Source organism: Flavobacterium mesophilum, assembly GCF_039581405.1.
GTDB lineage: Bacteria > Bacteroidota > Bacteroidia > Flavobacteriales > Flavobacteriaceae > Flavobacterium.
The window spans coordinates 554,485-580,007 of the sequence record NZ_JBCPXZ010000003.1; the positions used below are offsets into that span (position 1 = coordinate 554,485).

General features: G+C 34.7%; 22 protein-coding genes, 2 tRNA genes and 1 pseudogene. 14 read left to right on the plus strand and 11 right to left on the minus strand.

The window, feature by feature from the left end:
• Nucleotides 1-2 precede the first annotated feature (2 nt).
• The 3 genes from AAYQ19_RS11315 (at nt 3) to sufD (ending at nt 2,631) form a co-directional block, all read left to right on the plus strand.
• Complete coding sequence (locus tag AAYQ19_RS11315; protein ID WP_343536371.1) at nt 3-491, plus strand: flavodoxin family protein; 489 nt, start codon at nt 3-5, stop codon at nt 489-491.
• A gap of 11 nt (nt 492-502) precedes the next feature.
• Nucleotides 503-1,249, plus strand: a complete 747-nt coding sequence (gene sufC, locus AAYQ19_RS11320) for a Fe-S cluster assembly ATPase SufC (protein WP_057121683.1) — start codon at nt 503-505, stop codon at nt 1,247-1,249.
• Between the two features lie 65 nt (nt 1,250-1,314).
• Complete coding sequence (gene sufD, locus AAYQ19_RS11325) at nt 1,315-2,631, plus strand: Fe-S cluster assembly protein SufD (protein WP_343536372.1); 1,317 nt, start codon at nt 1,315-1,317, stop codon at nt 2,629-2,631.
• A gap of 109 nt (nt 2,632-2,740) precedes the next feature.
• On the opposite strand, the gene AAYQ19_RS11330 is transcribed toward sufD, so the two are convergent.
• Nucleotides 2,741-4,090 carry a serine hydrolase domain-containing protein gene (locus tag AAYQ19_RS11330; protein WP_343536373.1) on the minus strand — a complete coding sequence of 450 codons (1,350 nt, stop codon included), beginning with the start codon at nt 4,088-4,090 and terminating at the stop codon, nt 2,741-2,743.
• Nucleotides 4,091-4,309: 219 nt separating this feature from the next.
• Between AAYQ19_RS11330 and AAYQ19_RS11335 the strand changes: the two genes are divergently transcribed.
• The 6 genes from AAYQ19_RS11335 to AAYQ19_RS11360 all read left to right on the plus strand — a co-directional run bounded on the left by AAYQ19_RS11335 (nt 4,310) and on the right by AAYQ19_RS11360 (nt 8,417).
• Nucleotides 4,310-5,524, plus strand: a complete 1,215-nt coding sequence (locus AAYQ19_RS11335) for an aminotransferase class V-fold PLP-dependent enzyme (protein ID WP_343536374.1) — start codon at nt 4,310-4,312, stop codon at nt 5,522-5,524.
• Between the two features lie 10 nt (nt 5,525-5,534).
• A complete protein-coding gene (locus AAYQ19_RS11340; RefSeq protein WP_343536375.1) occupies nt 5,535-5,960 on the plus strand; it encodes a hypothetical protein in 426 nt (141 codons plus the stop codon).
• 2 nt (nt 5,961-5,962) lie between these two features.
• Entirely contained in the window at nt 5,963-6,388 is a 426-nt protein-coding gene (locus AAYQ19_RS11345; protein ID WP_343536376.1) for a SufE family protein, read from the plus strand.
• Nucleotides 6,389-6,474: 86 nt separating this feature from the next.
• On the plus strand, nt 6,475-6,798 hold the full coding sequence (locus AAYQ19_RS11350; RefSeq protein WP_320569482.1) for an SUF system Fe-S cluster assembly protein: 324 nt from the start codon (nt 6,475-6,477) through the stop codon (nt 6,796-6,798).
• A gap of 81 nt (nt 6,799-6,879) precedes the next feature.
• Nucleotides 6,880-7,389: a DUF2480 family protein gene (locus AAYQ19_RS11355; RefSeq protein ID WP_343536377.1), complete on the plus strand. Its 510-nt coding sequence runs from the start codon at nt 6,880-6,882 to the stop codon at nt 7,387-7,389.
• A gap of 77 nt (nt 7,390-7,466) precedes the next feature.
• Complete coding sequence (locus AAYQ19_RS11360) at nt 7,467-8,417, plus strand: DUF3078 domain-containing protein (protein WP_343536379.1); 951 nt, start codon at nt 7,467-7,469, stop codon at nt 8,415-8,417.
• 202 nt (nt 8,418-8,619) lie between these two features.
• On the opposite strand, the gene hflX is transcribed toward AAYQ19_RS11360, so the two are convergent.
• The 7 genes from hflX to AAYQ19_RS11395 form a co-directional block, all read right to left on the minus strand.
• Nucleotides 8,620-9,849, minus strand: a complete 1,230-nt coding sequence (gene hflX, locus AAYQ19_RS11365) for a GTPase HflX (RefSeq protein WP_343536381.1) — start codon at nt 9,847-9,849, stop codon at nt 8,620-8,622.
• A gap of 147 nt (nt 9,850-9,996) precedes the next feature.
• Nucleotides 9,997-10,863 carry a hypothetical protein gene (locus AAYQ19_RS11370; RefSeq protein ID WP_343536382.1) on the minus strand — a complete coding sequence of 289 codons (867 nt, stop codon included), beginning with the start codon at nt 10,861-10,863 and terminating at the stop codon, nt 9,997-9,999.
• A 118-nt stretch (nt 10,864-10,981) separates the two neighbouring features.
• A complete protein-coding gene (locus AAYQ19_RS11375; protein WP_343536384.1) occupies nt 10,982-12,322 on the minus strand; it encodes a DUF5689 domain-containing protein in 1,341 nt (446 codons plus the stop codon).
• A gap of 17 nt (nt 12,323-12,339) precedes the next feature.
• Nucleotides 12,340-15,156: a TonB-dependent receptor gene (locus AAYQ19_RS11380; RefSeq protein WP_343536386.1), complete on the minus strand. Its 2,817-nt coding sequence runs from the start codon at nt 15,154-15,156 to the stop codon at nt 12,340-12,342.
• 198 nt (nt 15,157-15,354) lie between these two features.
• Nucleotides 15,355-16,572, minus strand: a complete 1,218-nt coding sequence (locus AAYQ19_RS11385) for an MFS transporter (RefSeq protein WP_343536387.1) — start codon at nt 16,570-16,572, stop codon at nt 15,355-15,357.
• 274 nt (nt 16,573-16,846) lie between these two features.
• A complete protein-coding gene (locus AAYQ19_RS11390) occupies nt 16,847-17,887 on the minus strand; it encodes a Gfo/Idh/MocA family oxidoreductase (RefSeq protein WP_343536388.1) in 1,041 nt (346 codons plus the stop codon).
• Between the two features lie 136 nt (nt 17,888-18,023).
• Nucleotides 18,024-19,094, minus strand: a complete 1,071-nt coding sequence (locus tag AAYQ19_RS11395; RefSeq protein WP_343536389.1) for an NADH:flavin oxidoreductase/NADH oxidase — start codon at nt 19,092-19,094, stop codon at nt 18,024-18,026.
• 200 nt (nt 19,095-19,294) lie between these two features.
• Here AAYQ19_RS11395 and rseP point away from each other — a divergent pair, with 200 nt between their 5' ends.
• From rseP to AAYQ19_RS22055, 4 genes and pseudogenes are all read left to right on the plus strand, one after another.
• Complete coding sequence (rseP, locus tag AAYQ19_RS11400) at nt 19,295-20,632, plus strand: RIP metalloprotease RseP (protein WP_343536390.1); 1,338 nt, start codon at nt 19,295-19,297, stop codon at nt 20,630-20,632.
• Between the two features lie 86 nt (nt 20,633-20,718).
• A tRNA-Asn gene (locus tag AAYQ19_RS11405) sits at nt 20,719-20,792 on the plus strand.
• 38 nt (nt 20,793-20,830) lie between these two features.
• A tRNA-Asn gene (locus tag AAYQ19_RS11410) sits at nt 20,831-20,904 on the plus strand.
• A gap of 96 nt (nt 20,905-21,000) precedes the next feature.
• Nucleotides 21,001-21,236: pseudogene (locus AAYQ19_RS22055) on the plus strand (TfoX/Sxy family protein).
• Nucleotides 21,237-21,413: 177 nt separating this feature from the next.
• On the opposite strand, the gene AAYQ19_RS11420 reads toward AAYQ19_RS22055, so the two are convergent.
• From AAYQ19_RS11420 to AAYQ19_RS11430, 3 genes are all read right to left on the minus strand, one after another.
• Nucleotides 21,414-22,109 carry a hypothetical protein gene (locus AAYQ19_RS11420; protein WP_343536393.1) on the minus strand — a complete coding sequence of 232 codons (696 nt, stop codon included), beginning with the start codon at nt 22,107-22,109 and terminating at the stop codon, nt 21,414-21,416.
• Nucleotides 22,110-22,255: 146 nt separating this feature from the next.
• Nucleotides 22,256-23,092 (minus strand): DNA damage-inducible protein D, encoded by an 837-nt coding sequence (gene dinD / locus AAYQ19_RS11425; RefSeq protein ID WP_343536394.1) that lies wholly within the window; start codon nt 23,090-23,092, stop codon nt 22,256-22,258.
• 197 nt (nt 23,093-23,289) lie between these two features.
• The gene (locus AAYQ19_RS11430) at nt 23,290-24,486 is read right to left on the minus strand and encodes a C1 family peptidase (RefSeq protein WP_343536395.1); all 1,197 of its coding nucleotides are present in this window, start codon (nt 24,484-24,486) and stop codon (nt 23,290-23,292) included.
• Between the two features lie 238 nt (nt 24,487-24,724).
• On the opposite strand from AAYQ19_RS11430, the gene AAYQ19_RS11435 reads away from it, so the two are divergent.
• Complete coding sequence (locus AAYQ19_RS11435; RefSeq protein ID WP_343536396.1) at nt 24,725-25,522, plus strand: AraC family transcriptional regulator; 798 nt, start codon at nt 24,725-24,727, stop codon at nt 25,520-25,522.
• Nucleotide 25,523 lies beyond the last annotated feature (1 nt).

Here is a 25,523-nt window from a genome sequence, read left to right on the forward strand (position 1 = left end):
AGATGGAAAACAAAAAAGTCATCATTTTAGGTTCTTCCAGAAAAAACGGAAACACAACAAAAATTGTGGATGAAATTTCGAAAGAACACAACATAGATGTAATTAATTTAAGTGATTACACTATTTCCTATTATGATTACGAAAGCAAAAATATAGGCGATGATTTTTTGCCCTTGATAAGAGGAATTATCGAAAAGTACGACACTTTAATTTTTGCAACGCCCGTTTATTGGTATAATATGAGCGGCATTATGAAGGTCTTTTTTGACAGGATTTCAGATTTAATCCGAATTGAGAAAGAAACCGGAAGAAAACTAAGAGGAAAGAAAATCGGAGTAATTACAAATTCACACGATAATGAAATCGAAGAGAGTTTTTACATTCCGTTCCAAAAATCAGCCGATTATTTAGGCATGGAATATTTAGGACACGCGCATTATAATGCAGACATCTTAAACCAACAAACAAAAATAGAATTGACATTTATATAAAATAAAAAACAATGTTATCAATAAAAAACCTTCACGCCGCGATTGGTGATAAAGAAATCCTTAAGGGAATTAATATAGAAGTTAAAGCTGGAGAAGTTCACGCGATAATGGGACCAAACGGTTCTGGAAAAAGTACACTTTCTGCTGTTATTGCAGGAAACGAAAATTATGAAGTTACAGACGGAGAGGTAATTCTTGACGGAGAAGATCTTGCTGATTTAGCTCCAGAAGAAAGAGCACACAAAGGTGTTTTCCTTTCTTTTCAATACCCAGTAGAAATTCCTGGAGTTAGTGTAACTAACTTTATGAAAACTGCTATCAACGAAACTCGTAAAGCAAACGGTCAGGAAGAAATGCCTGCAAACGAAATGCTAAAAGTGATTCGTGAGAAATCTGAATTGTTAGAAATCGATCGTAAATTTTTATCTCGTTCTTTAAATGAAGGTTTTTCTGGAGGAGAGAAAAAAAGAAACGAGATTTTCCAAATGGCAATGTTAGAGCCAAAATTAGCAATCCTAGACGAAACCGATTCTGGACTTGATATCGATGCTTTAAGAATTGTGGCTAATGGTGTAAACAAATTAAAAAGCGAGAAAAACGCCATTATCGTTATTACGCACTACCAACGTTTGTTAGATTATATCGTTCCAGATTTCGTTCACGTTCTTTACAACGGTAGAATTGTAAAATCAGGAGGAAAAGAATTGGCTTACGAATTAGAAGAAAAAGGATACGACTGGATCAAGGCAGAAAACTAGTTTACAGTTACAGTTTACAGTTTACCAAACTCATAACTTATAACTCATAACTTATAACTAAAGAAATGGATTTAAAAGAAAAATTAGTATCGTCTTTTATGGCTTTTGAAGAGCGTGTTGATGTGCATTCAGATTTGCATGACATCCGTACAAATGCTATAAAAAACTTCGAAAATAAAGGTTTCCCAACCAAAAAGGAAGAAGCTTGGAAATACACATCGTTAAATGCCATCTTAAAAAATGACTTTACGGTTTTTCCAAAGCAGGAAAGTGCAATCGAATTCAATCAGGTAAAAAAATACTTTTTACACGAAATTGACACTTATAAATTAGTTTTTATTGATGGTGTTTTCAGTTCGCATTTGTCTTCTACGACGCACGACGGAATCGATGTTTGCTTGATGTCTTCAGCATTGACCAAACCAAAATATAAAATGGTTATTGATACCTACTTTAATCAAATAGCAAGTAAAGATGATAGTTTGACTTCATTGAATACTGCTTTTGCAATGGAAGGTGCGTTTATCAATATTCCGAAGAAAAAAGTTGCTGATAAACCAATTGAAATTATGTATTTCTCAACTGGAAATGAAGCTGCTTTAATGGTTCAACCAAGAAATTTGGTTATTGTGGGTGAAAATTCACATGTTCAAATTATCGAGCGTCACCAAAGTTTGAATGAAAATCCAGTTTTAACAAATTCTGTTACGGAGATTTTCGCTCAAAAACGTGCGATTGTTGATTATTACAAAATTCAAAACGACAACAGCGAGGCAAACTTAATTGACAACACTTACGTTTCTCAACAACAAGAGAGTCACGCTTATGTTCACACATTTTCATTTGGAGGAAACCTTACGCGCAACAACTTAAACTTTTACCACTTCGGAGAAAGACTGACAAGTACGCTTAATGGAATTTCTATCTTGAATGACAAACAACACGTTGACCATTATACTTTGGTAAACCATGCGCAACCAAACTGCGAAAGTTTCCAAGATTATAAAGGAATTTTCTCTGATCGTTCAGCAGGAGTTTTCAACGGAAAAGTTTTAGTTGAAAAAGAAGCTCAGAAAACAAATGCTTTCCAAAAAAGCAACAACATTTTATTAAGCGACAAAGCTACAATCAACGCAAAACCACAATTAGAAATTTTTGCTGATGATGTAAAATGTTCTCACGGATGTACTGTTGGACAGCTTGATGAAACAGCAATGTTCTACATGCAGTCTCGCGGAATCCCGAAAAAAGAAGCTAAAGCTTTATTGATGTACGCATTCTCAAATGCCGTTATCGAAAGCATTAAAATACCAGAATTAAAACAAAGAATTACTAAAATTATTGCTAATAAATTAGGAGTGAATTTAGGGTTTGATTTGTAGTCGGGTTTTACCGCAAAGACACAAAGGTTACGCAAAGTTCGCAAGGTTTAGTTTTAAACTTTGCGAACTTTGCGCTTTTATACCTTGCGCTCTTTGCGGTTAAATAATTTTATTTCCCAACAGAAGCAATAACCTCTTTCAAAAACCCATTAAAATCAAATCCAGGTTCTTCTTCCCTCACTCCCATTCTCACAATCACCATATCTTTTGATGGAATAATCGCCACCATTTGACCTTGGTAACCACTGCAATAAAACATATCACGAGGAACATCTGGGAATTTTCCGCCTGCGTTTAACCAAAACTGAGCGCCGTATTTTCCTTCAGAAGTATTGGTTGGAGTTGCCGTGTATTTTACCCAGCTTTCGTCAAGGATTTGTTCGCCATTCCAATTTCCTTTATGAAGATACAATAATCCGAATTTTGACCAGTCGCGCGGTGTTGCCCATCCGTAAGACGAACCAACAAAAGTGCCACTCATATCTTGTTCTACAATCATCGAGTTCATTCCGATTTTGTCGATTACAGCGCTATACCAAAAATCAAGATATTCTTGTTGTGTTTTAAATTGTCTTCTAAGAATTAGAGATAATAAATTGGTTGTTCCGGAAGAATAATTCCAATGTGTGTTTGGTTTGAATTGCGCTGGTTTTTCCAATTGTACTTTCCCCATATCTTCTGCCTGAAAAAGCATTTTTGTAGCATCACAAATTGTACTGTAATTCTCTTCCCATTCTAAACCTGAATTCATATGAAGCAAATCGTTTAGCGTAATATTTTTGCGTTCATCGTTTTTCCATTCTGCAACTGGAGCGGGTTTGTAAATATCAATTTTTCCTTGTTTTGCCAAAACTCCAAAAGCCGAACTTGTAATACTTTTCGTCATTGACCAGCCTAAAATTTTACTGTCTTTATTGAATCCTGTATCGTATTTCTCAAAAATCAGTTTGTCTTTATATAAAACGACAACTGCACGAGTTCTTTTCTTTTTTCCTCCATTTTTATCAAACGCATTTTCAACAGCCGATTTCAATTTTGAATAATCAACATTTGAGAAAGCCGTGTCTTTTGGCTCATTATTCCCATATGGAAAAGGAAGATTATTTTCTAATTTCGTTCTTTTTGGAAGCAAATATGGTTTTGAAACATCAAAATTATCATCAATCAAAGTGGCTCCTAAACCTTCACGGTAAATCGCTTTTCTTTCTTTCAATCCATAAACTGAAGCAACTGCAAACTTTCCGGCATCATCAATTGAATTTTTAGCCAAATCAATCATGTCGATATCATTGTCGGTTTTCTGAATTAAATCCAACGGACGATTATCCAAAAAATGCCCCGAAGCAACACTTTTGGCAGAAAAACCAGAAATCAAATCAAGTTTCGGATACGTCGTAAATCCGAAGTACAAAAAAGCAAGAACCAATACAAGAAGGAATACTTTTAGAAATTTTTTCATAATGATTAGATATTTTTACTGCAATATAAATAATTTATGTTCACGATTTTAAGTGTCAAATTAGAAAACTGTTTCAGATAATTCAGAAAACCGAATTGATTTTTACGGAATCAGCATTTACGCCTTCAATCAATGGCATCATAAAAGGAAATTATAGAATTTCTGTATAAACAAATTTAGTTTTAGTACTTTTGTAAATAGATTTTTTCTAAATAAGACATGCTAGATATTCAAAAAATAAGAGCTGATTTCCCGATACTTTCTCAAACTGTAAACGGAAAGCCATTAGTATATTTCGACAACGGAGCTACTTCGCAAAAACCACAAGTTGTAATTGATGCTGAAGTAAAATATTATAACGAAATCAACGCTAACATTCACCGTGGCGTTCACACTTTGAGCCAGTTAGCAACTGACGCTTACGAGGTTGCGCGTGGAAAAGTAAAAGAGCATATCAATGCAAAACATGCTCACGAAGTACTTTTTACTTCAGGAACTACACACGGAATTAATTTAGTTGCAAACGGATTTGCTTCAATTTTAAAACCCGGCGATGAAGTAGTTGTTTCTTCTTTAGAACACCACAGTAACATTGTGCCTTGGCAAATGTTATGCGAGAAAACGGGAGCGATTTTAAAAGTTATTCCGATCAATGATAATGGAGAATTGATCATGGAAGAATTTGACAAATTGCTTTCAGACAAAACGAAAATCGTTACTGTAAATCATATTTCAAATGCGTTGGGAATCATTAACCCAATCAAATATATTATTGACAAAGCTCACGCTGTAGGTTCTGCCGTTTTAATTGATGGTGCGCAGGCGGTTCCGCATTTAAAACCAGATGTTCAGGAATTAGATTGTGATTTTTACGCTTTCTCAGGACATAAAATGTGCGGTCCAACTGGAACTGGAATTTTGTACGGAAAAGAAGCTTGGTTGAACAAACTTCCTCCGTATCAAGGTGGTGGAGAAATGATCAAAGAAGTTACTTTCGAGAAAACAACCTACGCTGATCTTCCTCATAAATTTGAGGCTGGAACTCCAAATATCGCAGGCGGAATCGTACTAGGAACTGCAATTGATTATTTAAACGAAATTGGTTTTGAAAATATTCAAGCATACGAGCACGAACTTTTAGAGCACGCTACAAAACGTTTATCTGAAATTGAAGGCATCAGAATCTACGGAACTGGAAAAAATAAAGCTTCTGTAGTTTCGTTTAATATTGATGGAATCCATCCATATGATGTTGGTTCTATCATCGATAAATTAGGAATTGCAGTTAGAACAGGACATCATTGCGCTCAGCCAATTATGAATTTCTTCTGTATTCCGGGAACAATTCGTGCTTCATTTTCTTTCTACAATACAAAAGAGGAAATTGACGCCATGGTTGATGCTGTGAAAAAAGCACAAACCATGTTAAGCTAAAAACACTTTTATGAGACTTTTATCTTTTTTATTCTTTACCATCTTCATCGCAACGAGCTGTTCAAGTCAAAAATTAGCTGATATGACCACGACAAAAATGGAATATTCTGCAGTTTCGAGAGGAGTTTTTAAAAAGATAATTGTTGAGAATAAAACTGTTTCAGTGACTAATGGCAGAAATGCAGAAGCTGTTGAAAAGAAAATCGACGATGCAAAATGGAAACAAATTGTAGCTGAGTTTTCAAAAATAAAACTAGAAAATATTCCGAATTTGAAAGCACCAACAGAAAAACGTTTTTATGACGGTGCCGCAATTGGAAATTTAAAAATAACTCAAAATCAGAAAACCTACGAAACAAAAGGTTTCGACAATGGTTTCCCGCCAAAGGAAATTGAAAAATTAGTCAATTTGCTTACTGATTTTGCTAAAGAATAATTATGACTATAAAAGAAATTCAAGACGAAATAATTGACGAATTTTCAATGTTTGATGATTGGATGCAACGTTATGAATACATCATCGAACTAGGAAAAAGTCTTCCGTTAATCAAAGAAGAATACAAAACCGACGATAATTTGATCAAAGGCTGTCAGTCAAAAGTTTGGTTGCAAGGTGAACAACAAGATGATAAAATTGTTTTCACAGCAGATAGCGATGCGATTTTGACAAAAGGAATAATCGCGATTTTAATTCGTGCTTTCTCGAATCAAAAAGCATCAGATATTATAAACGCTGACACACAATTTATTGACGAAATCGGTTTAAAAGAACATTTATCAGCAACACGCGCCAATGGTTTAGTTTCGATGATCAAAAACATCAAAATGTATGCTTTGGCTTTTGATGCAAAAAACAAAAATTAAATTTTCTCTGCCACAAATTACACGAATTAGCACTAATTTTTAATTCGGGAAATTTGTGAAATTCGTGGCAAAAACAACAAATAAAAATGGAACAAGAAATTGACACAAACGAATTAGGAGAATCAATCGTAAGAGTTTTAAAAGGTATTTACGACCCTGAGATTCCTGTAGATATTTACGAATTAGGATTAATTTACGATGTAATGGTAAACACAGATTACGAAGTAAAAATCTTAATGACCCTTACTTCTCCAAACTGCCCGGTTGCAGAAAGTTTGCCAAGAGAAGTAGAAGAAAAAGTAAAATCAATTGAAAACATCAAAGATGTAGACGTTGAAATTACTTTCGATCCGCCTTGGAGCAAAGATTTAATGAGCGAAGAAGCAAAGTTAGAATTAGGAATGCTTTAATATTTGTTTCAGGTTTAAAGTTTCAGGTTTCAGGTTAAACAACTTGAAACCTGAAACCTGAAACTTGAAACCACTTTTCACATGGAAGAAATCATCAATAAAGTTGCCAATAGTGCTTTAGAAGTTTTTGATCTTGAGGATTATTATCCAAAAGGAATGCGAACTCAAATTGACATTTCGCAATGGCTTTTGGAAGGATTTTTATTGAAAGAAAAAGACTTTAGAGAGCATCTTAAAAATCACGATTGGTCGCAATACCAAGATCAATATGTTGCGGTACATTGCAGTACAGACGCTATTATTCCTGCTTGGGCATTAATTTTAGTAAGCGTACATTTGGCTCCTTTTGCAAAAAAAGTGGTCAACGGAACTATCGAAGATCTGGATGCAAGTTTGTACGAAGAAATTCTAAGCAAATTAGATTATTCTGTTTACAAAAGTAAACCCGTAATTGTAAAAGGCTGTTCTAAAAAACCAGTGCCAATGCGTGCGTATATTTTAGCTACAACATATTTACAGCCCTTTGCACGAAGCATTATGTATGGCGAAGCATGTTCTGCAGTACCTTTATACAAAGAATCTAAGAAATAACCTTCAATAACAGACGGTCGCACCTTCACATCTCATTGGTTTTTAGTATATTTGGCTATACACTTAAACTAAACACCATGAGAAAGATCCTATTATTACTCTTCGTTTTAGCGAATCTTACTTTTGTACAAGCCCAAAATACAGAAAAAGAACTAGCGCAAAATACCGAAAAAGCCGTCAAAAAAATCAATGATACAATTGAAAAAGAAGGCTGGAAAGCAAAAGGAACCGTATCACTTTTATTAAACCAATCAAGTTTCAATAACTGGATTGCTGGAGGTGAAGACAGCTTCTCAGGAACACTCGGAATCAATTATGATTTCAATTACAAAAAAGACGACATAACTTGGGATAATAAAGTTCTAGCTTATTACGGCTTACTGCAAACCAAAAATGCCGATTTCGAAAAGAAAACCGATGACCGTTTCGAATTCAATTCTGTTGTCGGGAAAAGAGCATTTGGAGAATGGTATTACTCTTATTTCCTAAACTTTAGGACACAATTCACAACCGGATACATTTACGGACAAGATGCAAACGGAAAAGAAATCAGAACCGAAAACACTAAATTCATGTCTCCGGGATATTTAACAACCGGTCCAGGTATTTATTGGTCAAAAGATGAAAATCTCAAAATAAATTTTGCACCATTAACCTCAAAATTCACATTTGTAGACAGTGCTTACACCACAGCCATCGATCCGGCAACTGGCTTGCCTTATCCTGACGGCTATTATTTTGGTGTCGACTCCGGCAAAAGCATGCGTTACGAACTCGGTTTTTATGCTTCGGTATATTACAAACTGGCCATCATGACCAATGTAACTGCCGAAAACACGCTTAATTTGTATTCAAATTATTTAGAAGATCCACAAAACGTCGATATCAATTATTCGTTAAACATCGTGATGAAAGTCAATAAATTTCTATCGGCAAATTTCTCCTTCCAAACAATTTATGATGACAATGCTTTTCAAGGATTTCAAACCAGAGAAGTATTTGGTTTAGGAATTAACTTCGGATTCTAATCATCAGAAGCAACACAAAAGGCATTTTAGCAAGCATGGTTTCCCGCTCTCGGCTATATCTCGCTGTTGCCCTCTCGGGCCAGCAAGGATACCGCCTCCATCGGGGCTAAATTCAAACAATAGGCTTCTTTTAGTCATTGCGAGGAATAGACCAATAGTCCAAAATAAAACAGAAAGCGCTCCAATTGGAGCGCTTTCTGTTTTATTCTTCTTCCTTTTCAATTGCATCCTTATAATCTGGATACAAAAATTTATTGTACGGAAATCTCGTGATATGAATCTGACGAACCGCTTCGTAAACCATTTCTCTAAATTCCTCAAAATTTTCTTTTCTAGTTGCCGAAATAAACAAAGCTTTATCCTGACCCACATTGCTCATCCATGTTTGTTTCCATTCATCAAGCGTCCAGTGTTTTCTTGTTCTTTCGGTAATTAAATCATCTTCGTCAATTGTCAAGTGTTTATAAGCATCGATTTTATTAAAAACCATAATCGTTGGCTTATCATTACTTTTAATTTCCTGCAAAGTCTGATTTACAGATTCAATATGATCTTCAAAATCAGGATGCGAAATATCTACAACATGCAAAAGCAAATCGGCTTCACGAACCTCATCAAGCGTACTTTTAAATGAATCAACCAATTGAGTAGGCAATTTTCGAATAAACCCAACCGTATCTGAAAGCAAAAATGGCAAGTTTTTAATCACCACTTTTCGAACCGTTGTATCTAAAGTTGCAAATAATTTATTCTCAACAAAAACATCACTTTTACCAATCGCATTCATTAAAGTCGATTTCCCAACGTTTGTATATCCAACTAAAGCCACGCGCACCATAGCGCCACGATTGCTTCTTTGAATACTCATTTGTTTGTCGATCGTTTTGATTTTCTCTTTCAATAACGAAATTCGGTCACGAACAATACGTCTATCGGTTTCAATCTCGGTTTCACCAGGACCACGCATACCAATACCCCCTTTTTGACGCTCAAGGTGCGTCCATAAACCAGAAAGTCTTGGCAATAAATATTGACATTGCGCCAATTCTACCTGCGTTCTTGCGTATGAAGTTTCAGCTCTTTGTGCAAAAATATCCAGAATCAAATTGGTTCTGTCCAGAATTTTGCAGTCAATAATTCGTGAAATATTTTTTTGTTGCGAAGGTGTTAATTCGTCATCAAAAATAACAGTCGATATTGCGTTTTCTTTTACGAAAAGATTGATTTCGTCAATTTTCCCCGTTCCCACAAAAGTCTTCGGATTCGGGCGTTCCATTTTTTGCGAAAAGCGTTTTATAACTTCACCACCAGCGGTAAAAGTCAAAAACTCTAATTCGTCCAAATATTCGTTAAGTTTTTCCTCACTTTGATTTTGAGTCACAATACCCACAATGGCCGTTTTCTCAAAATTTATAACTTCTTTCTCTAACATATCTTAAAATAAGCCACAAATTTAATCATTTGTAAGCTACCTGCAATTATAGAATTTCAATTTTAAATTCAATTCAAAAAATAAACCATTTATAAATCAGGCAATAAACCTAATTTATAAATGGCTCCAAGATTTATCAAAAATGATTTATTCGTAAATAAATGTCTTTTCTGTTTTTACAATTCCGTTTTCTTCAATCTGAGAGCACGAAATCGGGAAATTCAATTTGTTGTATTTATATTTTCTGCTCACAGCAACCAAAACTGTAGAAGATGGACTGAAATTCATTTCATTATTATATGAAATCGATTCAAAAGCAAATTCTTCTTCATGATACGAAATCATTGGAACAATTACCTTGTAGTTATCTCCAAAAAGGCTTTGAACAATCAATTGGTCCGCTGATTTTTTATCATCATACGTAAATGATTTTGAGATTTTATCTCCAACCAAACCCTTATGTTTTGATACGTTATCGTTTACATAAACGTATTCAATTTTACCAATGATTTGTTTATTTCTATCGCGCGAAGTACGTCTTACAATAATTCCGTTTTCTACAATATATTCGATATCGTCAACTAAATTTTGGTGATTTGTACTCTTTTTAGTTGTTACTTTTATCCTTGAACCTTCATAGAAAAAAGTGACCACTTTTGTAATGTAATCAGGCCCTTCTTGATATTTTTTTACAAATTTCGTGATGTTATTATTGGCATCATAAGTGTAGTTTATAACTTCTTTCCAGTCGCTTCCTACTTTGTCTTTTACCGTCATATCCAACAAACCGTTTTTGTTGTAAAAAAAGTGCTGAATAACATCTGAAGTAGTGATAGTTTGAAGTTTACCGTCTTTAAAAACCATTGTTTTGTTTACAATTTCACCATCTTTTGAGTTCTGGTAATTTGTTTTCACAATGTTGATTTGCTTTAATTTAACAGCATCGGCCTGATCTTGGCTGTGGATCAAGCATGGAAATACCATCATCAAGATGGCGATAAAGTAGGTTTTCATTTTGTTCTTGTTTCAATTTGGGATGACCAAAATACAAAATTCTGACAAATTCTAATAGCTAAAATCTCAAAAAACAGTCGCCACTAGTTTTTCTTCCCAAAACCCAAAAGAAAACCTCTTATTTTTCACCAAACAACTTCACATCATCAACCATAAAAGCCCCGTTCAAAGTCTTATCTTTTCCCGAACCGATATATTTAAAAGCAATATTGATATTTCCTGAATATCCAGATAAATTAATTCCTCCCGAACTTATAAATTGACGAGCTGGAGTGGCAAGCGAAGGAATTTTTGCGTCTAATTTTGTCCATTTTGCTTTGGTCACGCTTGTACCATCAAAATTGGTTGAAACATAAACTTCTAAAGTATTTAAAGGCGAGTCCAGTTTTAAATCATGCTGTGCGCTTCTAAATGAAAGAACAGCATTTTTATATCCTGTTAAATTAATTTTTGGTGAAATCAACCAAGCAATATTTTCGGTAGCGGTTGTGCTTGTAGTATTAAATTCTGCATATCCATTTCCTGAATACACCATACTTTTCCAAAGTTTTGTAGCCTTTTCAACAATATTGCTCCAACCTGGAAGCGTAAAATTGACGTTATTTTTAACCGACTGGAAATCTTCAGCAAAAAATGGAGTATTTCTTTTTCCATTCATTTCAATATCGCTTTCCAACCGAACCATAAATTGATAATCTGATCCAAATTTGGTTAAAATTCCGCGGACTTTTCCATTTCCTTCTGGCACAAAATGATCTGCAAATTTGGCATAACTACTAGTTCTGAAAATGATTTGATTTCCTGTTTTGTCTCTTAAATTCCAATTTGTAGAGCCTCCCACATTATTACTTTCTTCAAAATAATGACGGCCTAAAGCATCTTCAGTAAATTCAACATCAGTAAGCTCAATCAAAGTATTTAATTTCGAATCATCTAAAACATTTTCAATAGAAAGCGATTGAAGCAACTGATTTTCATCAATTATTGTGCACGATGCATTTAATACGTTTCGAAATTCATTTTGTGAAATTCTACCAATAGTAGGATCACCTGAACCGCTCACATATAAGCTCCCAATTCGTAATCCACCATTATATAAATCTGTAAACTGGTTTTTAAGTTTCACATAAACTTTATTTCCTACTCGGTAATCTATATATGAATTTGAAGCATCGAGCGGAACACTAAATCCTATTGCGGGGCTTTTCTCGTTAGACTTTGTTTGAAAAGAAATGGTTTTAAAAAAATTCCCTTCTTCATCACTTGAAACAACATAAGCTTCTATAATATCATCATATGCATATTCTTTCGCTGTTGGGTTTGAAAGTTCATATACTTTCTCTACTGTTTTATTTACTATAAAATCAGGTTGTGTGCATTCTAATTTTGGCATTTCGACTTCAGTGCTGCAACTGAAAAAAACCAATGATAAAGTTGAAAATAGAATTGTTTTTTTCATAAGAAATAAATTTCAATTTAAAATCCGATTGTTAGATTTAAGAAATAAGTTCGGCCATAACCGTAATAATATTTGGATCCAAATGATGGCGTTCCGCTTGAAACATCTTGATTTAAAGCTCGAAAATTAGCATTTCGAGCTTGTTCAAAACCACCCGTTTTATACATTAAATTCAATACATTATTGACACTGGCAAAAAGTCCAATATATTTTTTATAAATGCGCCAAGACTTCCCTCCGCTGATATTTAGCAATGTAATTGGACTGAATTTTTCTTGTTTCAGCAATTCATTTCCGCGTTCAGATGTTGCTTCAGGAAAAGGAAATCCATTTACCGGATTAATATAAAACTGTGATGTTCTTGAAATTGGAGAAACGTCAATATAATTGTCTGTCAAATAATTAATGTTGGTACTCAACCACCAAAACTTAGGATCTCGATATTCTAATCCCAGTGAATATGCTTGCTGAGGCGTTCCAGCTTGTTTATAATTTTTAAGATAAGCTTTTCCAAAATCGAAAGTTGTTTGAGAACCTTCCTTGGCAAGATTTGCATCGTTAGTAATTGTTACATCAGGATTACTTGTGTAAACAAAATTTCCGTAAGAAGCAGCAAAAACTGTTTTTAGAGTTGCTGATATTTGATATTCACAACTTATTTCTGCGCCTTTATTTTTCTTGTCTAATTTTGTCAAAGTTTGACTCACAAATGCATCAGTAGGATCATATCCTGCTCCTTTATCAAAAATTCCTTCGGCATAGAAAAAAGAAGTTTTTGAGGTGTTTTTTATTGAAGTGTAATATGCCGTCAAGCGCATTTTAAGTTTAGGCGAACGATATACATAATTTGCCTCGGCACTACTAACATTCTCGCTCTCAACCCCATCAACAACAGAATTATTTAATCTTGAATTTGAAAAAGTATTTCGAAGCGAGGGCGCCCGAGTAAGATGCGATCCATTAAAAAACAACCATTGTTTTCCTGAAATTTTATAGGTGAATCCGCCTTTAAATCCAAAATTTTCGAAAATCACGTTCTCGCTTTTTCCTAATGAATTTGTTGGATAAAGTCCGTTTTGATACAACCCTTCTCTTTGATAATTTGACATGGAATACGATTGTCCAAAAAAGAATTCAGTCTTGTTGTAAGTAAATTTAAACTGCGTAAAAACATCAAAAGTATTGGCTAAAAAATTATAATTGTAACCATAAATATCTCCTTTTTCAACTAACCGATTGGGATGCAATAAATCGGATTGTGATAAATTTCCCTTATAAAAAGGATCAATATCCAAAAAATAATTTCCTCCCAAAAGATCTAATAAGTACTGAAAATTATGCGATTTTAAATTTCTATAAACAAATCCTCCATCAAAGGAAATGTTTAAGTTGATCTGAGTATTTAAAGTAGAATTTAAGGCAAATGTTTTATCGTCAGTTCGGTCTTCATAAAGAGCATAATGGCTTTGGGCAGGTTCATAACCATTTTCAGTCGGTTTCTGATTTGCCAAATACATTGCACTCCAGTCAATTTGCGGACTCGCCAGAAATATCTCTTTGCTTTTTTCAGCATTTTCATAATCGGGAGTAAAAGATCCTGAAAATTCTCCATGATCTTTTGCATAAAGCGAGCTAAAATAACTCGGCATTTTTCGATAATAAACTGGATCCGAACTATTCGCATTTTGATAATCAATATTGCTGTTTCCAATTTTTCCAAATTGATACATTATACCAGAATTCAGATTGGTTTTTTCATCAATTTTAAAATAATGGTTAAGCATCAACAATGGTTCTTCGATGTTTTTCACTCTCGCGTTTCGCTTTTCGCCATTCTGAAACCCCCAATACGAATTGTATTTTTCGCCCATTAAAATGGTTGCTTCATTTGTATTTGGCGAATTTTTCCCTCTTGAATTTGGCGTGTAAAATCCGGTAAAATTGAGTGAATGTTTATTACTTAATTTCTTTTCAACACTCATAAAAAAAGAGTCTGCATTGAAATTAGTACCATCAAAATAACCTTCGTTTGCCCAACGTTTTCCAGCAGAAACTACAAAAGCCCAACCCGATATATCCATTCCCGAAGCACAGGTGCCAATTGCGCGTCCTATATAAGTTGTATTGCTTCCTGAAAAAGCGAGTTGTGTTCCTTTTCGAAACAATGAAGCTCGTGTTGCGATTTGCTGTGTTCCCAAAACACCTCCAAAAGTATAATTGGAAATTGCCGCTCCGACTGAAAATTCTTGATTTCGGAGTACATTATTAAGTCCGCCCCAATTATTCCACTGTGGCCTTCCATCGTAAATTTTATTCATCATCATGCCGTTAAGCATCATGGTTCCGTTTTCACTGTCTAATCCTCGAACTTTGAATCGGGCTTGTCCCCAATTAAAAGCCGAGGCTTGCATAAAAGCATCTTTAGCCGATTGTAAAAGTCCTGAAGTCATATCTGAAGAACCACTGTCATCAGACAAATCTGTATCTAAAAGTGTAATTAATGCAGCAGGTGTTTCATCAGAATACAAATCTTCTAATTGAAGCGTTCCGAGATAAACAATCTGCCCAAATTTTGAGTGAATTTTTAGCAATAAATCTTTGCATCCTTGATTGCGAATCAAAAGCAATTGTTCTCCTTCGGTGGGTGAATGCAGTTCAAATTGCCCTGTTCTTGAACTAAGTTTCGTTATTGCTGTATTTTGAATGCTAACGACAACATTCGAAAGTGGGTTTTGCGTTTTGGCATCTACAACAATTCCACGAAAAACTGTTTCCTGAGCAAAAGCACTGTTAAAAACCAATAAAATAAAAACTGCTACGTATTTTTTAATCATTAAAATCCAATTTACTTTGAAATAATTTCAGGATTGAAATCCTTATTCAAAAGATAAAATTGGTTTTTGGAAAAGAGAATCTAGCCCTATTTGCAGGGGTTTCAAAAAACAAAAGTAGAAAAAAATTCTTGCAAATTTTAAATAGAAAATAAAAAATCCGCTAAAAATTTACTTTGCTTATTAAACTTTTAGAGAAACTTAATCCGAAGTTCTAATTTTAGAAACCATAAAAGCAATCAGCACGCCAAATATTCCGATAAAGGCAAAAGAGAATTGAAGTCCGAAATTTTGGGCAATATGTCCAATAACAGGAGGTCCCATTAAAAAGCCAAGAAAACTAACACTCGAAACAATCGTTAAGGCCTCTCCTGGTGGTACAGTCGGGTTTTTTCCTGCCAAACTGTAAACAGTAGGAACAATTGTTGCAACGCCAAGACCCACCGCCATAAAAGCAATGGTACACGGAATTAAATAAGGCAGAAAAACGGCAGTGAAAAGTCCGCCAGAAATCATGATACCGCTAATCTGCATGACACGTTCACGTCCGAATTTATTGATAAGGCCGTCGCCAAGAAATCTTCCGCTGGCCATCATAATCATAAATGAAGTATATCCTAAAACAACTAATGGTCCAGGAGCTTTTACAATATCTTTAAAATAAACCCCACTCCAGTCAAACATAACTCCTTCGCTGGCCATACTGCAAAATCCAATAACGCCAAGCCAAATCAAGGCACTGTCTGGTTTTGTAAATAGTTTTTTCTTCTCGCCTTTGTTTTTGATTTTTTCTTTGGCTTTGACCAAAAATTTAAAATTAAAAACAATCATAAGCAACACTACTCCCGCTACTATTAAAAAATGATGCAATGGAGATAGGTTTAAAGCCAGCATTCCTAAACCCACCAAAGCTCCAGTAAAACCTGCAAAGCTCCACATTCCGTGAAACGATGACATAATGGTTTTTCTAAAAAGAACCTCGGTATAAACGCCTTGTGTGTTTACGGCAATATTGGCTAAATTTCCAAACAAGCCAAATAAAAACAATCCTAACGACAATTGCAATGCAGTAGTTGCTAGCCCCAAATTAACGAGACATAAAACGTACATAATTAAGGAGAAAATCAAAATGCGGTGACTTCCAAACTTGGTTACCATTTTGCCCGAAAATGGCATGATGATCAATTGCCCCATTGGAAGTGCAAAAAGTATGGATCCTAAATCGCCTTCGGTTAAATGTAGCGCGGTTTTGATATCCGGAATTCGGCTTGCCCAAGTGGCAAAACTTAATCCCATTCCGAAATAAAACATTCCAACGGCAAAACGAATTCGGTTCAAATAAGAAGCTTTTGCTTCTCTAAAAACTTTCTTGATTTTTCCTTTTGTCTGGAATAGTTCTAGTGGATTGAAATTTATCAAAATCGATGCATTTTGGGATTATCACATAAAAGTACAAAAAAACAGCGGATTTCTTTTAAGATCAAAAATGTTGCTTTATTTACAACGTTATTGTTTATAAAAAGGTTCTTTTTGCCCACGGATTATGCGGATTTTCACTGATTAATTGTTTTTTTATTTTGGGCGTAAAAAAAAGACGCACTGCGGTGCGTCTCTACTATATTTCCTTTGATTTTATTTTTAAAAAACCAGTGCAAACCCGTTTTAATCGGTGAAATCGGTGGGCCAGTTTTCGCTACAAATTAATTACCGTTCGTTGCGCATTACTTGCAATTGCGGCTTCAATAACCTGCATCACTTTTACGCCGTCTTGTCCTGTAACAGGTTCGGTTGTGTTGTTTGTAATGGAATTGTAAACGCCATCAAAAAACGAAAAATAATTTCCTTGCAATGTTGGCACTTTTTCACGAATTACTTTTCCGTCAATTTCGGTATGTAAAAGGCCTTGCAGGTTTTCAGGTTCTGTTCCCCAAGATTCTAAATTTGGCTTTTTTCCGAGTTTCAATTCGTCTTCTTGAACATCGCCACGAGGTTTTAAGAACGAGCCTTTTTTACCATGAATGGTAAATGCGGGATTAGCTTCTCTAACAAAAAATCCGGCTTTCAATCGCACTCTGAAAACTTCATAAATCAATAATAAATCGATCCAATCATCTACCAATGAGTTTTCTCTAGTATATCGAATATCTGCAAAAACCGATTTTGGCGAACCAAACAAACAAACTGCCTGATCAATTAAATGCGGACCCAAATCTTTCAGGATTCCCGCACCATCATTGACAGTTTCTTTATGTGCTTTCGGACTCAAAACGGGATTATATCGGTCAAAATGGAATTCGGCTTCGACCAATTCGCCCAAAACACCATCATTGATTACTTTTTGAATCGTTTTAAAATCGCTGTCCCATCTTCTGTTTTGAAAAACGGCTAATTTCAACCCTTTGTCTTTTGCAATTTGTGTCAACTCTTCGGCTTCAGCAACTGTTGTGGTAAAAGCTTTTTCGACCACAGCATGTTTTCCTGCCAAAAGTACTTTTTTCGCATATTCATAGTGCGTTCCAACTGGCGTGTTTACGATCACCAAATCGACATCATCAGCCAATAAATCATCTATTGAAGCATAGCTTTTCACTTCTGGATAATCTTCCTGAATGAGTTTTTTGCTTCGTTCCCAAGATCCTAATAATTCAAATCCTGGATGAATATCCAAAAACGGAGCGTGAAAAACTTTCCCCGACATTCCGTATGATAATAATGCTGTTTTTATTTTTTTCATTGTTATGTTCTTTTGCCACGAATTTCACGAATTTTCACGAATTAAAAATTTTACACACACTGATTTGTGCTAATTTGTGCAATTTGTAGCGCCCAAAAAAAATCCGTAAAATCTGTAAAATCCGTGGCCAATAAATTTATAGTTTAGCTCTTTCGTATTGTTTTGGCCAATGAATATCGTCGTTTAAATCTTTGGCGAAATCCAAAGGCAAATTTGGGTTTCTTAATGACTCTCTGGCGAACAAAATTAAGTCGGCTTGACCTTTTTCCAAAATTTCTTCGGCCTGTTTTGCATCCGTAATTAAACCAACTGCACCAGTTAAAATATGGGCTTCCTGCTTTACTTTTTCTGCAAAAGCAACTTGATAACCCGGTCCGATTTTTATGTTTTGATGCGAAACCAATCCGCCTGAAGAAACATCGATTAAATCTACACCTTTTTCTTTTAAAATTTTTGAAAGCTGTACAGATTCTTCTGGATTCCATCCGTTTTCTGCCCAATCTGTTGCTGAAATTCGAACAAATAATGGAAGGTTTTCTGGCCATTCTGCTTGAACGGCGTCAACAATTTCTAATGTAAATCGGATTCTGTTTTCAAAACTTCCTCCATATTCATCAGTTCTAACATTTGTCAAAGGCGATAAGAATTGATGCAATAAATAACCGTGTGCCGCGTGAATTTCCAGAACTTGATATCCGGCTTCAACCACTCTTTTTGTAGCCGATTTAAAATCGGAAATTACTTTTTGTATTGCGTTTTTATCTAAAGCTTCGGGAAGAAACGGTTCTGTATCATGATATGCGATTGCACTTGGCGCAACAGTCTGCCATCCGCCTTGAGCGAAATCTAATTTTTTATTTCCAAGCCAAGGAGCCGAAACCGACGCTTTTCTTCCTGCGTGCGCCAATTGAATTCCCGGAATTGAATTTTGAGAAACAATAAATTGGTTGATTTGTTTCAGTTTTTCAATATGTTCATCTTTCCAAATTCCAAGATCAGCAGGCGAAATTCGAGCTTCTGGAGAAACAGCGGTTGCTTCCTGAATGATTAATCCCGCGCCTCCGCTTGCTCTACTTCCTAAATGAACGAGATGCCAATCATTTGCAAATCCGTCCTCAGCCGAATATTGGCACATAGGCGAAATGACGATTCTATTTTTTAAAGTGATGTTTTTTAATGGTAATGGAGAAAATAATTGTGAAGCCATAATTGTAACTTTTAATGGATTTAGGCTACCTATTAAAGACAGCAGCCGTTCAAAAAGTAAAGTTACGGCTTCCTTATAAAAGGAGAAATCTAAATGTTTATTAATTAACAAACATTTAAAAGCTTAAGTATTATATTGCGGTCATATATTAAATAAGAAAACGTTACTTTTGTGCGTTAAATACGAACTAAAATTTTAAAATGGATATAGTTATCAAACTCTCTCAATTTCTATTGAGTTTATCTTTACTTATTATTCTTCACGAATTAGGGCATTTTATCCCTGCTAAACTATTCAAAACAAGAGTCGAAAAATTCTATTTATTTTTTGATGTTAAATATTCTCTATTTAAAAAGAAAATTGGCGAAACAGAATACGGAATCGGATGGTTGCCGCTTGGAGGTTATGTGAAGATCTCTGGAATGATCGACGAAAGTATGGATAAAGAGCAAATGGCTTTGCCACCTCAACCGTGGGAGTTTCGCTCTAAACCAGCTTGGCAGCGTTTGATCATTATGCTTGGTGGGGTTACAGTAAACTTTATATTGGCTTTTATTATATATATAGGAATGGCTTTTGTTTATGGTGATACTTATATAGCAAATAAGGATTTAAAAGACGGTCTTTGGTTTGAAAGTAAAGCAATGCTTAACGCAGGTTTTAAAACAGGAGACAAGATCATCTCAATTGATGGTGAGCCTTTGGAAAAAATAGATGCTAATTTGCCTTTAGAACTTATTATGGCAAAAAAAGTTGTGATATCAAGAAATGGTATTCAACAGAGTATAAATATGCCTATTGATTTTGCTGATCAAAGAAAAGAAGAAAAAGAGCTTCCTGCGTCAATGAGAATTCCGTTTTACATTGATGCTGTCGATGCTAAGTCTCCAAATAAAAACTTAAAGTCAGGCGATATCCTTCTTTCGCTTAACAATCAAGAAACAAGATATTATGATCAGGCAAAAGTAGTTCTTGAAAACAACAAAGGAAAAACGGTTCCTGCTGTTATTATCAGAAAGAAAAAAGAAATGCAAATCAATCTTACTGTTACAAAAGAAGGGAAACTAGGAATTGCTGTAGGACAATTAGATGATGAATTACTAGCTGACTTAGGATATTATAAGATTACCGAAAAAAAATATAATTTCTTTGAATCAATTCCTGCTGGACTTGAAAAAGGAAAAGATAGATTAGTAGGTTACGGAAAACAGTTAAAAATGATTTTTAATCCACAAACAAAAGCTTACAAACAAGTAGGTGGTTTTGGTGCGATTTACAAGATTTTTCCACCTCATTGGAGCTGGGAAGTTTTCTGGAATATTACCGCTATTTTGTCAATTATGCTTGGAGTTATGAATTTATTGCCAATTCCGGCGCTTGATGGTGGTCACGTAATGTTTTTATTATACGAAATTATTAGTGGCAAAAAACCTAGCGATAAATTCCTTGAAAACGCCCAAATGGTTGGCTTCGTACTACTTATAACATTACTTTTGTTCGCAAACGGAAACGATATTTATAAGGCAATTACGAAGTAGAAAAAAAATTTAATAAAAAGAGTGAAAATATTTTTGAGAAACTAAAAAATGAATTATATTTGCACTCGCTAAAAAGAGCAACACTTTCCTCCTTAGCTCAGTTGGTTAGAGCATCTGACTGTTAATCAGAGGGTCCTTGGTTCGAGCCCAAGAGGGGGAGCAACTTTTTTTAGCAAACATATTTACCTTTAAGGTGATTCCTCCTTAGCTCAGTTGGTTAGAGCATCTGACTGTTAATCAGAGGGTCCTTGGTTCGAGCCCAAGAGGGGGAGCTTAACAAATACCACTTACAAATTGTAAGTGGTATTTTTTTTTGCACAAAACTTAATATTAGAAACTTGATAATTATGGAGAGCAAATTGTCTCAAATGATTAATATCGGAAAAGCATTAGGAGATAAATTGATTGAAGCTGACATTAAGACCCCTGAAGAACTCAAAAGTATAGGCGCTGAAAAGCTTTTCTTAAATTAAAAACAATTGATCCTAGCGCATGCATTAATATGCTCTGCGCATTAGAAGGGGCAATTCAAGATATTAGGTGGCATGACATTGACAAGGTCAGAAAAGAAGAATTGAAAATTTTCGAACAAAGACTTAGATAAAATTCAACATTAAAGACGATTCTTTAAGCGCAAAGATTTACGCAGAGGTCGCTAAGAGTATATGAGACTTAATAGTTGCGCATGAGTTCACAAAGCTTTGTCTATATAAAGCTTAATATCATATCTCTTTTTTTTGTTTATATAATAAATGTAAAGTTCATCCTTTCATTCTCTTTTTTATTTTTTTGCTACACGAGTTGTTGGATTTTTGCTTTCAAATAAAAGCATCATTTCATTAGCTTTTTCAGTTTGGTTGATGGCTTTTAATGATTCGGCGTAGCGATAATAATAGATTGAATCTAGATTTTTGCCTACTTCAATCAATTCAGCATAATATTTCGCCGCTGCTTCCATGTCGTCTTCAAAATAAGATTTGTCGGCTACTTTTTTAAGCATATCAATGTCTTTATAACCTTTATCGACCACTTTGGTATACGTTTTCGAAATATCAATGTCAATGTATTTTGCAGTTTCTGCTGGGCGGGCTACTGCTACTTTTACCGGCTCTACTTTTTCGTCAGGAATATCGATTACCACTTTTGCCATTAAGGGTACTTCCGCTTGTTTTAATTTAGGTTTTCTGTAAATTGGAGTTACAGTTCTAGTGTTATTTGGCCCCAAATCGTATGTATTAACCATATCTAGTTTTGAAACTTCATATTTTGTTACTCTTCTGCCAAAAGTCATATTAATCGTTTCTTCAACGTAGTAAGCTTCTATAACAAGACCGTCATCTGCTGCTTTCTTGTCTGTTTGTATTTGTGTTTTTCCGGCCGCCGCAATGACAGGAGTTTTTGAGGCTGCAAGCTGCGCAAAACAGCTAAAGGGAACAACACAAATAATCGTCACAAAAATTTCTGCATAATTTTTCATGATAATTGGATTAAGTTGCTGTCAATTATAAAAATCTAGTATAAAGGTAGTTATAGTTATCTTTTTATGTTTATTTAACCCACAAACAACCGTAAAAGCCGTTTAAATACGGTTTTTGAGTTTTTGTATCCGCAAAAACTTAAAATCTACTTTCTCTTTTTAGCATCTTTTAATATTTTTTTGTCATCGCTCTCTAACTTGCGCTGTATTTTTTTAACATCTTCAGCCGGAGAAAGATTTTCAGGTATAATCCCTCTTTGTGTAAGCATATTTCTTACGGCTTTATTATTTTCAATATGCTCATTTTCAATCTTATTTTGCCCTGTTAAATCTTTACTTTGAACATTTAAACCTGTCATTTCTGCGGCTAAGTCTTTAGCTTTGATACTTATCGTGGGTAAAAAATCAGCAACCGGCCTATTATCCGGAATTCTCATTTTTTTCTTAAGTTGTGACGTCGACAACCGAAACAATGCTTGGTCTCCTTTTGAACGTATAAGTCCAAAACCTTTGTTATCTACTCCACGTTCAAACAATATTCCCGAAAGCTGTTTTTCAGTTTGTGTAAGTTTTTCCCTTGCTTTTACTCTCTCATATTCAAGTAAACGCTGTTCAACCACTTCAGCTCTTCGAGTTTGAACCGCAAAATAATTTTGAGCAAAAGCAATTTTCTCCTTACGACTATCTCCATTTTGAGCAATTAAATAACATGCATAGCGAGTAAGTGCTATGTCATCAATGAAATGTTGAGCTCCTTTTCCGGCCTCTATCACCTTCCCGACTTCAGGAAAGTGATCCTCCGCATCCTCTCCTGCATTTACACAAGCATCTTTTGCTTTTCTTATTACCTTTTCAAAATTTTCCCATTTGCTATATCCTAACAATCTTTGTAATTCTCTAGCGCTCCAGCATTCAACTCCCTCTACATTTGAGGCTACTTCTTCAAATTGAATAAAAAGATCTATAATTTCTTGACTTTTCATACTTGTTATTTTATAATTTATCAAACTTGTATTTTCTTTAAATTTCGCAAACAAAAATTAAGGAAAAATCTTATTTTAAATAACCCCAAATATACGTCATATACATAATTAACCCTCTAAAATATTGAAAAATTTGCTCAAAAAAAAAAGCGCCACAATTACTTGCAGCGCTTTTTCTATTTTAAATCGGAATCAAATTAAACCCCTAACTTCTTAGCAATTTCAGCAGGAATTCCACCTTTGTTTACTAGCAATGCAGTAGTTTTATATTTTACGAAATTCTTGGTTACAAACAAGAAACCTTTGTAGTCATTTGTTTCTCCCCAAGAATTTTTTACGATATAATATTCTTTACCAGTTTGGTCTTTTGCTAAACCAATAATGTGCATTCCGTGGTCGTCTGTTGTAGTGTAGTTATCAAACGCCGCTTGACGCATTTCTGGAGTAATTTCTGCTTCTGCTTTTGGTCCGTTGAACATGTCTGCTTTTTCTTCAGCTGTCATGTCGTCGAATTTTTTTGTTGGAACATAAGCTACACCATTTTTCCAGCTAAAGCTTTTCTCGCTAACATCTGTTGCCCAAGCTACTGTATATCCTTTTTTCAAAGCATTGTCAATAACATCTGTCATATCGTTCAATTTTACGTTGTAAACTTGATCTAATGACCAGTTGTCTGGCACCATCATAGTTGTTTTTTGGTAGTAAGGCGTATTGGTGAAAGATGACATTTCTACATAATCATCTGGATTAATTCCCACTACTTCTTTAGCAAAAGATTGTGGTGTATAGCTTTTTCCTTTGTATGTAAAATTTTCTGGCACTTTTCCTAAATACGAATCAATAACCGCTGCATAAGCTTTTTGCCAGTTTGGCGTCAATTCACCATTTGGGTTTTTAACCACTGCCGAAAGCACTCCTTCGATTAGCGCTGCCATTTCAGCAAATTTATTTTTGTCTGTTCCATAGTTTAATCCTGTATAAACTTCTCTTGGAACAGTTCCGTATTTTTTATACATATTAATTACATCATGCAAAGCTCCACCATCGCCAAGCGTAATTGCACCATGCATACGAACATAGTTGATTCCTTTTTCAACATATACATTTCGCGCAGAATAAATTTGAGACAATTCTACCGGCTGTTTTCCTAAACGAATCATTTCTGACTCTAAAAATGAGTTTGTTGAGTAGCTCCAGCAAGTTCCAGAAGATCCCTGAGCTTTTACTGATGTTGTTCCTAAATTAATTACTTCTGTAAATTTGAAGTTCTCTTTACTTTTGTCGCTAGCGTTTAATTTTAGTGAATTTACTAAAATATCCTGCGCAAAACAGCCTGCTGTTCCAGCCAAAAATACTGACGCCGCAAACACTGATTTCATTGTATTTTTATACATAATCAAAGATTTAAATAAGTTGACTTATGAGTCGTCTAATTTTATTTTTGTTACAAATCAATTAAATATCAGTTAAAAAAACTATTATTTTTCCGTTAATTTTTATACAATGTTTTTATTAAGCATCAAAACCTTACAAATTATGCAATAGACATTTTTTCTGAAATTCTATTTTTTTAAGTTTTTAGTACACAAATAAATAGTATTTTAGTTCTGCAAAATGCCACTATAACAGCAAATGTACGAACTGGAAAAAGAAACATATTTAGGCAATACAAAAAACATCTTCAATACCCAGCAGGGAATTGCAGTTGTAGAAACTGAATACCAAAATAAGGTTTATGAAGGCTGGCATTCGCACAACAATGCTCATATTACGCTTTTCCTAAAAGGCGGGACAACAGAAAAAAGAAAAAATTTCAGCGAAACAGTTGGCCCTGGTTCTTTATTGTTTTATCACAGCGACGAACTGCATTTAAATCAAAACACTCTTTTTCCTTCCCGAAATATCAATATTGAAATTGATGCTACTCTATTAAAAGAACTTCAGCTGAATGAAGCGGCGATCGAAAAAGCAGTCCAAAACAGTTCGCTTGCCAAATTTTTGATTCTGAAAATTTTTAAAGAAACACAAACTGCAGATGTTTTTACGAATGACAATGTGAAAATGCTCTTTTCTCAATTATCGAATACCAATGAACATTTAGAACGATTTGAAAAAAGTCCGTTTTGGGTAAAAAGCCTCAATGAATTATTGAATGATTGCTGGAATGAAAATCCGAATTTGTCGGATCTTGCTCAGGTTTTAAATCTCAACCCTATTACCATTTCAAAACATTTTCCGAAATACTTTGGATGTACTTTGGGCGAATATATGCGCCGAATCAAAATTAACCGTTCGCTTTCGCTGATACAATCGCACGAAAGCAATCTCACGGAAATTAGTCTTCAATGTGGTTTTGCCGATCAGAGCCATTTCATCCGAACTTTTAAAAACCAAACCGGTTTTTTGCCTAAGCAGTTTCAAAAATTATAAA

Bases quoted from the DNA above. Each gene is read 5' to 3' on its own strand.
- AAYQ19_RS11315 (WP_343536371.1), top strand. From the start codon at position 3: ATGGAAAACAAAAAAGTCATCATTTTAGGTTCTTCCAGAAAAAACGGA.
- sufC (WP_057121683.1), top strand. From the start codon at position 503: ATGTTATCAATAAAAAACCTTCACGCCGCGATTGGTGATAAAGAAATC.
- sufD (WP_343536372.1), top strand. From the start codon at position 1,315: ATGGATTTAAAAGAAAAATTAGTATCGTCTTTTATGGCTTTTGAAGAG.
- AAYQ19_RS11330 (WP_343536373.1), bottom strand. From the start codon at position 4,090: ATGAAAAAATTTCTAAAAGTATTCCTTCTTGTATTGGTTCTTGCTTTT.
- AAYQ19_RS11335 (WP_343536374.1), top strand. From the start codon at position 4,310: ATGCTAGATATTCAAAAAATAAGAGCTGATTTCCCGATACTTTCTCAA.
- AAYQ19_RS11340 (WP_343536375.1), top strand. From the start codon at position 5,535: ATGAGACTTTTATCTTTTTTATTCTTTACCATCTTCATCGCAACGAGC.
- AAYQ19_RS11345 (WP_343536376.1), top strand. From the start codon at position 5,963: ATGACTATAAAAGAAATTCAAGACGAAATAATTGACGAATTTTCAATG.
- AAYQ19_RS11350 (WP_320569482.1), top strand. From the start codon at position 6,475: ATGGAACAAGAAATTGACACAAACGAATTAGGAGAATCAATCGTAAGA.
- AAYQ19_RS11355 (WP_343536377.1), top strand. From the start codon at position 6,880: ATGGAAGAAATCATCAATAAAGTTGCCAATAGTGCTTTAGAAGTTTTT.
- AAYQ19_RS11360 (WP_343536379.1), top strand. From the start codon at position 7,467: ATGAGAAAGATCCTATTATTACTCTTCGTTTTAGCGAATCTTACTTTT.
- hflX (WP_343536381.1), bottom strand. From the start codon at position 9,849: ATGTTAGAGAAAGAAGTTATAAATTTTGAGAAAACGGCCATTGTGGGT.
- AAYQ19_RS11370 (WP_343536382.1), bottom strand. From the start codon at position 10,863: ATGAAAACCTACTTTATCGCCATCTTGATGATGGTATTTCCATGCTTG.
- AAYQ19_RS11375 (WP_343536384.1), bottom strand. From the start codon at position 12,322: ATGAAAAAAACAATTCTATTTTCAACTTTATCATTGGTTTTTTTCAGT.
- AAYQ19_RS11380 (WP_343536386.1), bottom strand. From the start codon at position 15,156: ATGATTAAAAAATACGTAGCAGTTTTTATTTTATTGGTTTTTAACAGT.
- AAYQ19_RS11390 (WP_343536388.1), bottom strand. From the start codon at position 17,887: ATGAAAAAAATAAAAACAGCATTATTATCATACGGAATGTCGGGGAAA.
- AAYQ19_RS11395 (WP_343536389.1), bottom strand. From the start codon at position 19,094: ATGGCTTCACAATTATTTTCTCCATTACCATTAAAAAACATCACTTTA.
- rseP (WP_343536390.1), top strand. From the start codon at position 19,295: ATGGATATAGTTATCAAACTCTCTCAATTTCTATTGAGTTTATCTTTA.
- AAYQ19_RS11420 (WP_343536393.1), bottom strand. From the start codon at position 22,109: ATGAAAAATTATGCAGAAATTTTTGTGACGATTATTTGTGTTGTTCCC.
- dinD (WP_343536394.1), bottom strand. From the start codon at position 23,092: ATGAAAAGTCAAGAAATTATAGATCTTTTTATTCAATTTGAAGAAGTA.
- AAYQ19_RS11430 (WP_343536395.1), bottom strand. From the start codon at position 24,486: ATGTATAAAAATACAATGAAATCAGTGTTTGCGGCGTCAGTATTTTTG.
- AAYQ19_RS11435 (WP_343536396.1), top strand. From the start codon at position 24,725: ATGTACGAACTGGAAAAAGAAACATATTTAGGCAATACAAAAAACATC.